The following is a 12,271-nucleotide window of genomic DNA, read 5'->3' on the forward strand; positions in this document are numbered from 1 at the left end:
GTTCTGCTGCGCGCAGGGCGAATGTGCCTTCGGCCTCCGCTTCCGTTGGTCGCATGTTGGAGTGTTGCGGGCTAAACAAAACCGCAGGTCCCTCCACTGCGCTACGCTCTGGTCGGGATAACAACGATAAGGGTAGGTTCTTTATTTTCAGACCATCTATATGTGGATACAACCTAGGACTACGCGCAGTGCGAGTCGCCTTCGGCACGCGCTCCCGATCGTGGCAGCATGGATATAGCTACCCCTTACACCCTGCCAACAGCCGGCTCCGGCAGAGCAGCAGGAGAACAAAGCACGTCGCGGTATCCCTGATACACGGCGTCGAAGACCGAGTCCCACGAAGCCCGGCCAGCCGCGATGCGGGCCTCTTCGCGCATGGCAGCGTGGCAGGCGAGGTCGGCAATCAGCGAGGCTACGGCGGCGGGGAATGCTTCATCGGGAGCGACGAGGCCGGTTACGCCCGGCTGGATGATCGAAGCCGGACCGCCGTCCGGAGTGACTACGGCGGGTACGCCCGAGGCCAGCGCCTCGAGCACCACATTTCCGAAGGTATCGGTATGCGAGGGGAAGACGAAGAGGTCCATGTTGGCGTAGGCGCGGGACAAGGCCTCGCCGCGCAGGACTCCGGTAAATTCGGCGCCCGGCAGGTTCTCCCGCAGCCACGCCTCCTCGGCGCCCTGGCCGACCACACAGAAGCGGAAGTTCGTAATACCGCGCGCAGCGAGCCCCTTCTGCACCTCGGCCAGCAGGGCAACATTCTTCTCGATCGACAACCGCCCTACGAAGCCCAGCACAAAAGCCGTGTCATCAGCCCGGCGATCACGGTGCGCAGGTGAGAAAAGCTGCGTATCGACGCCCCTCTGCATCAGGCGGCAGGGACGGTGGGTGTGTTTCTCGAGCAGCGCGCAAAGGCCTGGATTCGGCGCGAAGAGCACCTTGGCCAGCGAGTAGAACTTCGCGCTCGCCAGCAGCGCCAGATGCTCGATGCGGGCGGCGGCAGGCTCGCGCTTCGCCTTCGGCAGCATGCGCAAAAACCAACCCGAGCGCCGCGCCGCATACTCGTGCACGTTGGTATGCCAGGAGGCGGCCAGCGGCAGTCCGAGATGGTGGGCCAGCGCGGCCCCCAGCAACCCGTTCTCGCTAGGGCCGGTGATGTGGATCAGATCGGGACGGAATTCGCGCAGCGCAGTCGTGATCAGCGGCAGGTGGCGGACATACGCGGGATCGAAGCTGAGCCCCTTGTCCAGCGGAAATGAGAGCAGACCGCGATGGAGGTCGAGAGCCACGAACTCCCCTTCCCGCGTCTGCCGGGTAGGCAATTCTCCGGCCCGGATGCAGAGGAACGGAAGATTGCGCCGCCGGGCGTACTCGGCGAAGTGGCGGCTCGTGTGGGCGACGCCATTGATCTCATGAAAGGAGTCCGGGAAGTAGGCGACCCGCATGCGAAGTAGAGTATCGAGGGAATTCCAGCCGGGGAAGGGGTGGCCGGGTTTCCGGTACCACGGTTCAGGTTGAGGCGGGGCGGTAAGCATGGCTCACCGCCCCGCTGGAAGTTAGAAGGCCTCTTCGCCGAGCGCGAGGTTGAGCTGGCGGGACTCGCTCCAGGCCATGCGCAGACCGCCGGAGACAGGAGCCTGGCCCATCATGCGGACAGCGCTGAGGATGTAGCGGAAGTACCAGGGAGCACGGCCGTCGCCGGGCCACAGCTCGCTGAGCGGACGCACCGTGCCGGTCGAGTCAGGATGATAGACGCGCTCATCCCACTGCTGCGAGCCCTGCGGGAACTCAGGGTAGTTGCGGATGGCGTCGAGCGTGGACTGCAGGATGCGGTGCTTCCAGGGCTCGGCATACTGCGGCATGAAGAGGACGTGGCTGCGGTCCTCGTAGCGGATCTCGTGGACAAACTCGGTAAAGGAGGTCGCGCGGGTCAGGTTGATGTTCGCGTTGGGCTCCATGCCGTGGCGGTCGCCGCCGGAGATCAGCAGCTTATTCCACTCGCGAGCCATCGCCTTCACCTGGCGGTTTTCATCCCAGCTGCGCAGGCCGTTGAGCTCGAGCGCATGGATGAACTCCTTGTTCTCGGTCATGAACTTCTGCACATACTGCAGGTGCTTTTCACGGCCGATGATGTACAGGTCCCACAGCGGGTGGTTGAAGACGATGAGGACATTGGGCAGAGCATGCAGCGCGGCGAGGATCTCGGTGAGCCGCTTCGACTGCTGCTCCGGAGTCCCAGGATTGGCCGTGTACTCCTCGAAGGTCTTCATCCATTCCACGCCGGACTCGCTGGGCAGGTTATGGATGCCGAGGTGGAAGGACTGGTCGCCGCCATACGGAGCGCTCCACTCGACCGATACCGGGATGTGGCGGGCCGAAGCCACAGTGCGCAGCAGCATCGGCGCGGCGATGGTGTCGTGATCGGTGATCGAGACCAGCGGGGAGAGCCCGATCTTCTCGATCTGCTTGCTCTCGAGATCGAAGGCCAGGCGCGGCGTGAGTGGCGGCGTCCAGTAGCTGGCGGAGTAGTTGATCCCGACGCCGTGGTTGGCGCGGGCACGGGATTCCGCCCCCTGGATGAGGCTGCGGACCCAGCCATACTTGGCTCCGAAGTTGGCCAGGAAGTCGAGGGTTTCCTTGGACTGGTTCGTGTGGCTGTGCAGCGACACACCCGTGGTGTAATCGCGGGCGCTGTCAGCGTCCTTCCAGAGATAGGAGATACGGCGGAAACCGGTCATAGGATTGGACCTCCCCGACATCAATAAACAACTTTTTAGGAGCTTCTTGCGCAAAGTATCGGTCGCCAGGATGAAAACGGCATTACGAAAACAAGAAAGAAAGTTCAATAAATCGCGGGTATCAAATGGGATAACGCTAACCCGAAAAACGGAGTGACCGACTGATCATTGAACGCGGCCTGGAGCGCCGATAGACTAAGCGTAATGCATGTCCACGTGAGCTCGACAGGCAAGATGCAGCGGATTCTGCGCATTTCGCTCGCCGCAACGCTCGGTTATGTGGCGCTCACGCTGCTGGCCGGACTGCGAGCGCACTCCCTGGCCCTGGTCTCCGAGGCCGGACATAATGCCTCCGATGCCCTGGCGCTGCTGCTGTCCTTCGTCGCCGTGCATTTCCAGTCCCGTCCGGCCACTGACGAGAAGACCTTCGGCTACCAGCGGGCCGGCGTGCTCGCCGCTTTCCTGAATGCACTAACGTTGATTCTGCTGAGCTTATGGATCACGTTCGAGGCCATCCATCGCTTCACCGAGCCGGCACCGGTACAGCCGCGCATCATGATGCTGGTGGCCGCAGCCGGCGTGCTCATGAACGGCGTCGTCGCGCTGATGCTGTGGAAGGTCAGCCACGATGTGAACATGCGCTCAGTCTTCGTCCACATGCTAGGCGACACGCTCTCGACCGCCGCGGTCATTGTGGGCGGAGTGGTGATCTGGTTCACCGGCAGAAGCGGGCACGCCGCCGTCTGGATCGATCCCGCGCTGTCGCTGGGTATCGCCGCGCTCATCCTGTGGTCCTCGATCGGGATCGTCCGGGAAACGCTGAACATCCTGCTCGAAGGCACGCCGCGCGGCGTCTCGCTGATGGAAATCCGTACTCGCCTCGTCTCCATCGAAGGGGTGCAGGATGTACACGATCTCCACGTCTGGAGCCTGGGCTCACAGACCAGCGCGCTGGCCAGCCATGTGACCATCGCCGACATCCCGCCGTCGGAGAGCGCGCTGATCCTCGAACAGATCAACGGCACGCTGAAGCGCTACTTCCGCATCCACCACACGACCATCCAGTTCGAACACACCAACTGCCCGGTCGCCCATGGCTGCGTGATGCCGGTCGATGAGGTAAGCGCCCACTCCCATCATCATGGGCACAGCCATGACGGCCACAACCATGATCATGAGCACAGCCATTAAATCCAACCATTAGCTGCTAGCTCTTAGCTTCTAGCTAAAACAAGAGCACTGTCATCCCGACCGAAGTGGAGGGACCCGCAGTTGCGCTCGCACAAGTGAGGAACCGGGTGCCCCATCCAAGCTCTGCTTGGGTGGGAAGGTATCGCCCCCGAACCTGAATCTGCGCCGACCCCATGCCTTTCGCGCGAAATATGAGGCACCTGGGTTTTACTACCCCCCTACACCCCATCCCCTACACCCTGTTCCATAGGCTTATCTGGCTGTGAGGCATAAATCTCCTCCACCCGCGCGAGGGTATCGATCTCTTCGACCGGCTTGTCCTCTCTTATCCGCAGAATACGGGGAAAACGCAGAGCGAAGCCGCTGCTATGACGATCGGAGCGCATGACGTTGTTGAAGGCGACTTCGAGCACCTTGAGCGGTTCCACGGTGCGGAAATGACCGTTGTCCTCGAGCGTGTGGGCCTGGAAAAAGGCGGTCAGCTCGTCGATTTCGGCGTCCGTCAGACCGGAGTAGGCCTTCCCTACATTCAGCAGCCGGTCTCCATCCTGCACGGCGAAGGTATAGTCGCTGAGGACTCCGGCGCGCCGTCCATGGCCGAACTCGGCGCCCGTCACCACCACGTCCAGCGTCGCCAGTTCGCGTTTCAGCTTCAACCAGGCGAGCCCACGACGTCCCGGCTGATAGACGCTGCGCAGCGATTTCAGCATCACTCCCTCGTTGCCCCGTGCCCGGGCCTCGGCGTAGGCGCGGTCCAGATGCTCCGCACTCTCGAGTGGCACCTGCGGGGCGACGATCAACCGCGGAAAGCCGGGTGAAGCCGCGGCAAACAGGTTCTGCTGTTCGCGGCCGATCGCTTCCGCCGTGGCGGGTGCGTGCCGCGCGATAAAACCCTCCAGCCGGACGCGGCGCTCTCCGAGTGGCCACTCCAGCAGCAGGGCTTCCCCCAGATAGAGCGCATCGAAGGCCATGAAGACGACCGGTATCCGCTCCCGCATTTCGGCGGTCACGCGCTTGCGGCCGATGCGTTGCTGGAGAATGCTGAACGGCAGGGCGCGGCCAGTATCCGGCTGCCAGGCAAGGATTTCGCCATCCAGGATTGCAGGCTCGCGCAACCCGGCAAAGGCCTCCATCAGCTCGGGAAAGGATGCGCCAAGGTCCTCACGGCTGCGTGAAAACAACTCGACGCGGCCGGGCTGGGAACGGTCGCCGCAATGCAGCTGTGCGCGGATACCGTCGTATTTGTCTTCGAGCACGCCGTGGATGGCGGACGCGGTTTCACCCTCCGCAGCCAACTCCTTCGTAAAGCGCTCGACCGCCTCCTCGACCGTCGCTACGGGACTGGCCAGCATGAAACTCAGCGGATGGAAGAGCCGCATCCGGGCCTGTTCAAGCCTACCTGCGACAGCCAGCCGGACCACTTCCGGCAGGTCGCCCAGCAGCATCCCGGCGCGGCGAACGGCAGCAGGCTCGGCCCCCCAGGCGGCGGCAATCGCTTCCTCGACCAGGCTCTCCTTTACCCCGGTGCGCATGTCGCCAAGGATGAGTTTGAGCAGGTAGCGGGCCTCAACAGGCGTGGCCACTTCGAGGAGCGCCGTGACCAGCGGCAGCTTTGCGCCCGGGCCACGGGCGGCGGCGATACGGGTGAAGGCTTCCGCGACGATCCCCAGCGTAAGCCCTCCGGCCTGAGGCCGTTCGCGGGCATTGAACAGCTCTTCCGCTGCATCGCCCAGGTCGCCATAACGCCGGTAGGCCGCGCTCAGGATGGCAGGCGTTACCCCGGCGACCTTCTGGAGCGCTTTGGTCAGCAGCGATCCTCCCACATTCAGCTTCCGCCGGTCGGTCTCAGCAAACGGTGTTCCCGCAAAGTACAGCGCAGCCCGAGCCGCATCCTCGACAGCCAGGCTCCGCAGATATGCAGCCAGCAGCGCCCGTTTTTCGAGCTTCTTCGTGGTCGCGGTCAGTGCGGCATTTTCCTGCGCGAATTCGAGAAAGCTGGCGGACATGATCATCCCGATAGATGCGCAGGATACGACTCGCTGCGTCATTTCCCGCTCTCCGACATCTAAAACAGCGGTAAACTATCCATGATGCAGCACCGCACCATCCCCGGCGTCCTCCTTTAGCGGCCCCCAGCCGATTGCGCCGCGTTGTGCCCTTTTTTCCTGACATTTCAGATTCCGCGCCTGACCAGGACCCGTTTGACAGGCCCGTTTCAGCCGATCCCAGAGAGACACCACCATGTTTGAACGCTTAGAACAGATCGAAACCCGCTACGAGGATCTTGGCCGGCAGATGTCCGAGCCGGAGATCATCTCCGACCAGCAGAAGTACCAGAAGATCGCCAAGCAGCACCGCGACCTGGAAGCGCTGGTGGACAAGTTCCGCGAATACCGCACCGTCACCACCGGCATCACCGACGCCAAGGCGATGGCCAACGAAGACGACGCCGATATCCGCGCCATGGCCGAGGAAGAACTTGCCGGGCTCGAAGAGCGGCTGCCGGGCATCGAGGAAGAGCTGAAGATCCTGCTTCTGCCCAAGGACCCCAACGACGAGAAGAACGTGATCGTCGAAATCCGCGCCGGCACCGGCGGCGACGAGGCCTCGCTCTTCGCCGCGGAGATGTTCCGCATGTACGCCCGCTACGCCGAGCAGCGCCGCTGGAAAGTCGACATCCTCTCCTCGTCCGAGTCCTCGGTGGGCGGCCTGAAGGAAATTACCGCCAGCTTCGAGGGCGACAAGGTGTACTCGCAGCTCAAGTATGAGAGCGGCGTGCACCGTGTGCAGCGTGTGCCGGCCACCGAGACGCAGGGCCGCGTGCACACCTCGGCCATTACCGTGGCCGTGCTGCCCGAAGCCGAGGAAGTCGACGTCAAGATCGAGCAGAAAGATCTGCGCATCGATACCTTCTGCTCGTCCGGCCCCGGCGGCCAGTCGGTGAACACGACCTACTCGGCGATCCGCATCACGCACCTGCCAACCAATACCGTGGTCAGCTGCCAGGACGAAAAGTCGCAGATCAAGAACCGTGAAAAAGCGATGCGCGTCCTCCGCACCCGCCTCTATGAGGTCGAGATGGAGCGCCAGCACGAGGCCATGGCCAAGGAACGCAAGCAGCAGGTCGGTTCTGGCGATCGCAGCGAGAAGATCCGCACCTATAACTTCCCGCAGAACCGCCTCACCGACCACCGCATCGGGCTGACCATCCACCAGCTCGGAATTACGATGGAAGGCCACCTGCAGCCGGTGATCGATGCAACGATTTCGTACTTCAACGCCGAACGTCTGAAGGCGGAAGGCGAAAACGCAGCCTAAGGACTGGCCGTCCAGGCGTTCGCGGCTTCGGCGCATCCCTGCGGAGGCACTCCGACTGAGCGCTCCCGCTGGGCGCGAATGTGGGGTGCGAATAAATCCGAGGTGGAATACACCTCTCTTATAGAGGCATTGCAGATAAAATTCCCCCCTGCATTGTCATCCTGAGCGGAGCGAGCCAAAGGCGAGCGAAGTGGAGGGGCCTGCGGTTTGTCTGCGCAGGCACGAACCCGACAGTGGCCCACCCAAGCCGGTTTTGCCTGGGTGGGGTACACCGCAGGTTTCTGTTTGAGTTACAGGTGGATGCGACCTGGAGCCTCGATGCATTCATGGAAAATTCCGCTACAGTTCGAAACCTCCTGAAGCAGGCCGCAGAGCAACTGCGGCCTGCGCCGACTGCGGCACGCGATGCCGAGCTCCTGCTGCTACACACGTTAAAGAAAGACCGCGTCTGGCTGCTCATGCATCCCGATGCGGGAATCAGTGCCGAAGCGCAGGCCGCGTTTTTCGAGAAGATCGCCCGCCGCGCGAAGCTCGAGCCTATCCAATACATCACCGGTGAGCAGGAATTCTACGGATTCACCTTCCGCGTCACCCCGGCAACGCTCATCCCACGCCCGGAGACCGAACATCTTGTCGAGGCTGCTCTTGAGCATGGATCGCGAGACTCTTCGGCGCGCATCCTGGACATAGGTACAGGCTCCGGAGCCATCGCCATCGTGCTCGCACACCTGCTGCCGCAGGCCGAGGTGACGGCGGTGGACCTGTCGCCCGCTGCGCTCGCTATCGCGCAGGAGAATGCAGCGCGATATGGAGTCGAGCAGCGCATCCGCTTTCTGGAGTCCGATCTGCTGACGGCTGTCGCAGGCGAACAGTTCGACATGATCGTCTCGAATCCGCCCTACGTTCCTTCCACCGATATTCTGGAGCCGCAGGTGCGCGATTATGAACCCGCCTCGGCACTGTATGCCGGTGAAGACGGACTCGACATCTATCGCCGCCTTATCCCCCAGGCTCACGCCGCGCTCAAGCCTGGCGGCTGGCTGCTGATGGAGATCGGCTACGGGCAGCGCGAGGTGCTCACCACGCTGTTGAGCGGCTGGGAAGAGATTGGCTTTGTCGATGACCTGCAAGGGATTCCGAGGGTAGCAATGGCGCGGAGAGGCTGAAGAAACCGCAGGTTTCTCCGCTACGCGGGATGATATTGCTATTGTGTCCCGCTCCGATCGAGATGACAGCGATATTGGTTTGCCCCTTCAAGCCATCATCGGACTTGAATGGGCCCCTTACTTCCTGTTCCGCGCGCGCTGCAGCTCGCGGTAGAGCTCGCTCTTCGAGACGCCGCGTTCCTTCGCAATCCTCTTGAGCGCCGCCATCTCGTCGAGTCCTTCGCTCTTCGCCAGCTCTGCGATGCGCTCCAGCAGCGATACTGTTCCCGCAGCTTCACCTGCAGTTGCGGGCTGCACCTCGACCAGCAGCACCATCTCGCCGCGCACGCGGTCGCGCTCGGCCAGCAGCGACTCCACCTCGGTCACCGTGCCACGTAGGAACTCCTCATGCAGCTTGGTCAGCTCACGGGCGAGCGCGATGCGGCAATCCGCGCCGTACACCACAGCAATATCTGCGAGCGTTTCGAGAATCCGGTGCGGCGCCTCATACAGCACCACGGTCAGCGGACCTGCGGCATCTTCCGGCAGCGATGCACGCAGTGCCGTCAGCCGGGCCTGCCGCGCGCCCTGCCTGGGCGGCAGAAAGCCCTCGAAGAGAAAGCGCTCGGTGTCGAGCCCGGAGGCGATCAGCGCCGTCAGTGCGGCATTCGCACCCGGCACCGGGATCACGTTCAGCCCGGCCTCGATGACGGCGCGCGCCAGGTGCATTCCCGGGTCAGAGATGCCGGGCATGCCCGCGTCGGTGACCACGGCAATGCGCACGCCGCTGCGAATCTCTTCCACCAGCCCAGCGGCGCGGCCGGCCTCGTTGTGCTCGTGCACACTGGTGGTCTTCGTCTCGATGACAAAATGATTCAGCAGCTTCTGCGTCTGCCGCGTGTCCTCGCAGGCGATGCGATCGACGGACCTGAGCACCCGCAGCGCGCGCAGTGTGATGTCCTCAAGGTTGCCGATGGGCGTCGCGACCAGATAAAGCCCGGGCGCCAGCGGCGCAGTGTTTTGGTCAGACATTCAGCCTTCGCGTTCGAAGCGGCGATGCTCGGCCAGCAGGCCCATGCTGTTGCTCAGGTTCTGCCAGGTCACGATGCCGACAATCCTGCCGGCTTCCGCAATGGGCACGAGCGACATGCGACCGCCAGCGATGCGGCGGATCATCAGGCCGAGGGAATCTTCAGGCGCAGCCACCTGGAAGCTGCGCGACATAATGGACTGCACGTAGCCGTTGCCGTCGGTGCGCAGCGCGGAGAGAATGCCCTGCCGCGAGACCACGCCGACAAGGTTCGGTCCGCGCACCACCGGGAACTCATCCTGCAGGCTGTGGACGGCCTTGAAGAGCGCGTCAGCCAGCGTGTCCGAGGGCGACATGGTCGAGAACTCGGTCAGCATCACGTCCTTCATCCGCACCGTCTCGACCACGGACTGAAACATCACGCCCTGGTCCTCGAGCTGCGCGCCGATGAAGACGAAGAATCCGCCCATGATGAGCCACGGACTGATACCCGCCGCCGCGCCCGTATTCGGCATAGCCAGCAGCGCCAGACCAGCGATCATGGTGAGCATGCCGAAGGCCTGTCCCAGGCCCGAGGCTGCCTTGGTCGCCCGCGCATGGCCTCGTGAATCGGCCATGATGCCGCGCAGTACGCGCCCCGCATCGAGCGGATAGGCCGGAACACAATGCAGCGCCGCGAGGCCCAGGCTGAGCCACACGGCAGAGCGCATCAGGTGAGAGGCGGTAATCCAGGGACGGACCAGCAGCGGCACCCCGGTCGTCGATCCAAGGATGAGGCCGGCGATGATCCCCGCCAGCAGCAGGCTGGCCAGGGGGCCGGCAATCGCCAGCTGGAACTGGATGCGCGGGTCCTGCGCACGCTCGGCACTCTCCGGGTTCGTATAAGAGAAAAGCCCGCCGATAGGCAGCAGCAGCACGCTGCGCAGCTGCAGGCCATGGTAGGCAGCAACCAGCAGGCGCGCGAGCTCACGGATAAGCACGGCAAAAAAGAGCGTTCCCCAGAGGAAGAAGCCGCGCCACCCGCTGACACCGGCCACGCCCGTCGACAGCAGGCAGAAGCCGAGCAGCAGCAGGAAGAAGGTATGGATGCGAAGATCCACACCGAACCATCGACCCAGGGGGAATGACCATCCACGCATGGTTGTTGCCAGCCTCGCAGTCCGGCGGAAGCCGGGCTGTCCCCTATTGTAGAGGGAGGACTGCTTCGCGCAGGACGGGACTGACCGTCCAGGCCTTTTGCGCTTCGCGCCTCCGCTCCCGTTGGTCCATCCAAGCCGGTGTTGCCTGGGTGGGGACAAGGGTCTCACACGAATCTGAAACGTAAGAAGAGAATCCGGGGCAATGCAAGATTTCCTGCACCCCACCCCTATCACCTGCCCCCTGCACAGCCATTAGGATCGAAAGAATAGATGCGAGTCATTGCAGGAACCTATCGATCGCGGCCGCTGACGGCACCGCGCGGCATGGACACGCGGCCCACCAGCGACCGTCTTCGCGAGACGCTCTTCAACGTGCTGGCGCCGCGCATCGAGGGCGCGGTCTTCATCGATCTATTCGCGGGTTCAGGCGCAGTGGGCATCGAAGCGCTGAGCCGGGGCGCGGTGGAAACAGTCTTCGTCGAGAAGGCCGAGCCTGCGGTGCAGGCGATTCGCAAAAATCTGGCCACGCTGGGTATCAGGAGCAGCTATGTGCTCGAGACCCGGAGCGTGGCAGCGTCGTTGAAGCGGATTGCCGGAGCAGGCAGGCAGGCCGATATCGTCTTTCTCGATCCGCCCTATGCCGCCCAGGAAGAATATGAGCGGACGCTGGGGCTGCTCGGCGGCGAGTGCGCGGGACTGTTATCGACAGACGCCATCGTGATCGCGGAGCACGAGAAAAAACATGCCCTCGCAGAAAGCTATGACCTGCTGCGAGCCTACCGGGTATTGCGGCAGGGCGACGCGGCGCTGAGCTTCTTCCGGCTGGAGAACACCGCAAACAAAAATCCAGGCGCGACAGAATCAGATACGGAGACCGGTCTTTAGATCGAGGGTAAAAGGCACGTCCGCATCCGCCATCAGGTCCCATCCTGCGCCGTGCAGGATACCGCCCTCGATGCGGTCGATGCGGATACCCTCCGCCGACAGGCGCGGACTTTGCCATGCTTCGCCATTCCGTCCCCAGGCCAGCAGCGCATGGTGTCCGGTGAAGAGCAGCAGTCCCTGCTCCGGCAGACTGCGGATGCCCAGCACGGGCCGCCATGGAATCTGCAGGAATCGGTTAGGCTCCGCTGTATCGAGGAGATAGGCATAACCACCCGAGACCGCGCACAGCCAATCGGGATCGGGGCAGCTCCACAGGCCGGATGGCACGGCCGGATCGTCGAACCCCAGCGCACAGGTAGCGAGAAACGGCTCACCCTCCGCGGGACGCACCAGCAGCTCGAGCGCACCCTCTTCCACCTCTTCCGCCGCGGCAGGATAGGTGAAACGGCGCGCAGGCAAAATCAGCGGACGGCGCGGAAGGATTTCGGCTGTCCAGGGATGGGGGAAGGTGAGGTCTACCGTGGGTGTCGGGCTCGCCATGATCGCTCGATCTCCATTATCGAGCAGCCCTCTCGCGACCAGCAGGAGCGCCAAAACCGCGTGTTCCCGCAAGGACGCGCACAGAGCGCGCCCTTGCCTCTATAGCTAGAGCCTGTTATGAACTTTCCCGCGGCGGACACTGGGAGCCAATTTTTTCGAGATCGAGGAGCGAGTTGCGACGGATATCGGGTTATCTCCGAGCAGCGAGCGACGAGGAGATCGGGAAAATTGGCCCCAGCCCTGAAGGGTTGCGGGGAAAATCGGCCCATACTTCGTTGTCGGCCTCGC

10 protein-coding genes are annotated in these 12,271 nt (G+C 63.1%); 4 read left to right on the top strand and 6 right to left on the bottom strand.

Features of this window, described 5'->3' with window-relative positions; translation table 11 throughout:
• Window positions 1-245: 245 nt before the first annotated feature.
• Together ESZ00_RS07465 and ESZ00_RS07470 are read right to left on the bottom strand one after the other, a co-directional pair.
• Window positions 246-1,532, bottom strand: a complete 1,287-nt coding sequence (locus ESZ00_RS07465) for a glycosyltransferase (RefSeq protein ID WP_229741016.1) — start codon at window positions 1,530-1,532, stop codon at window positions 246-248.
• Between the two features lie 21 nt (window positions 1,533-1,553).
• Window positions 1,554-2,735, bottom strand: a complete 1,182-nt coding sequence (locus ESZ00_RS07470) for a PHP domain-containing protein (protein WP_129207480.1) — start codon at window positions 2,733-2,735, stop codon at window positions 1,554-1,556.
• Between the two features lie 216 nt (window positions 2,736-2,951).
• Between ESZ00_RS07470 and ESZ00_RS07475 the strand changes: the two genes are divergently transcribed.
• On the top strand, window positions 2,952-3,926 hold the full coding sequence (locus ESZ00_RS07475) for a cation diffusion facilitator family transporter (protein WP_308419047.1): 975 nt from the start codon (window positions 2,952-2,954) through the stop codon (window positions 3,924-3,926).
• A gap of 218 nt (window positions 3,927-4,144) precedes the next feature.
• Here the strand turns inward: ESZ00_RS07475 and ESZ00_RS07480 are convergent, their stop codons facing one another.
• A complete protein-coding gene (locus tag ESZ00_RS07480) occupies window positions 4,145-5,974 on the bottom strand; it encodes an ATP-dependent DNA ligase (RefSeq protein ID WP_229741017.1) in 1,830 nt (609 codons plus the stop codon).
• A 193-nt stretch (window positions 5,975-6,167) separates the two neighbouring features.
• Between ESZ00_RS07480 and prfA the strand changes: the two genes are divergently transcribed.
• Window positions 6,168-7,244, top strand: a complete 1,077-nt coding sequence (gene prfA, locus ESZ00_RS07485) for a peptide chain release factor 1 (protein WP_129207482.1) — start codon at window positions 6,168-6,170, stop codon at window positions 7,242-7,244.
• A gap of 326 nt (window positions 7,245-7,570) precedes the next feature.
• Entirely contained in the window at window positions 7,571-8,410 is an 840-nt protein-coding gene (prmC, locus tag ESZ00_RS07490; protein ID WP_129207483.1) for a peptide chain release factor N(5)-glutamine methyltransferase, read from the top strand.
• Between the two features lie 117 nt (window positions 8,411-8,527).
• Here the strand turns inward: prmC and rsmI are convergent, their stop codons facing one another.
• Window positions 8,528-9,421, bottom strand: a complete 894-nt coding sequence (rsmI, locus tag ESZ00_RS07495; protein WP_129207484.1) for a 16S rRNA (cytidine(1402)-2'-O)-methyltransferase — start codon at window positions 9,419-9,421, stop codon at window positions 8,528-8,530.
• Window positions 9,422-10,519 (bottom strand): CBS domain-containing protein, encoded by a 1,098-nt coding sequence (locus tag ESZ00_RS07500; protein ID WP_229741018.1) that lies wholly within the window; start codon window positions 10,517-10,519, stop codon window positions 9,422-9,424. It lies immediately after the preceding gene.
• A gap of 309 nt (window positions 10,520-10,828) precedes the next feature.
• Between ESZ00_RS07500 and rsmD the strand changes: the two genes are divergently transcribed.
• A complete protein-coding gene (gene rsmD, locus ESZ00_RS07505) occupies window positions 10,829-11,443 on the top strand; it encodes a 16S rRNA (guanine(966)-N(2))-methyltransferase RsmD (RefSeq protein WP_129207486.1) in 615 nt (204 codons plus the stop codon).
• On the opposite strand, the gene ESZ00_RS07510 is transcribed toward rsmD, so the two are convergent.
• Window positions 11,420-11,983 (bottom strand): hypothetical protein, encoded by a 564-nt coding sequence (locus tag ESZ00_RS07510; RefSeq protein ID WP_129207487.1) that lies wholly within the window; start codon window positions 11,981-11,983, stop codon window positions 11,420-11,422. The genes rsmD and ESZ00_RS07510 overlap by 24 nt on opposite strands.
• Window positions 11,984-12,271: the final 288 nt, after the last annotated feature.

This window comes from Silvibacterium dinghuense, from assembly GCF_004123295.1.
In the GTDB taxonomy this organism is placed as follows: domain Bacteria; phylum Acidobacteriota; class Terriglobia; order Terriglobales; family Acidobacteriaceae; genus Silvibacterium; species Silvibacterium dinghuense.

Coding starts and splice junctions, on each gene's coding strand:
- ESZ00_RS07480 (WP_229741017.1), bottom strand. CDS start 5,974: ATGACGCAGCGAGTCGTATCCTGCGCATCTATCGGGATGATCATGTCC.
- rsmI (WP_129207484.1), bottom strand. CDS start 9,421: ATGTCTGACCAAAACACTGCGCCGCTGGCGCCCGGGCTTTATCTGGTC.
- prfA (WP_129207482.1), top strand. CDS start 6,168: ATGTTTGAACGCTTAGAACAGATCGAAACCCGCTACGAGGATCTTGGC.
- ESZ00_RS07470 (WP_129207480.1), bottom strand. CDS start 2,735: ATGACCGGTTTCCGCCGTATCTCCTATCTCTGGAAGGACGCTGACAGC.
- prmC (WP_129207483.1), top strand. CDS start 7,571: ATGGAAAATTCCGCTACAGTTCGAAACCTCCTGAAGCAGGCCGCAGAG.
- ESZ00_RS07465 (WP_229741016.1), bottom strand. CDS start 1,532: ATGCTTACCGCCCCGCCTCAACCTGAACCGTGGTACCGGAAACCCGGC.
- rsmD (WP_129207486.1), top strand. CDS start 10,829: ATGCGAGTCATTGCAGGAACCTATCGATCGCGGCCGCTGACGGCACCG.
- ESZ00_RS07510 (WP_129207487.1), bottom strand. CDS start 11,983: ATGGCGAGCCCGACACCCACGGTAGACCTCACCTTCCCCCATCCCTGG.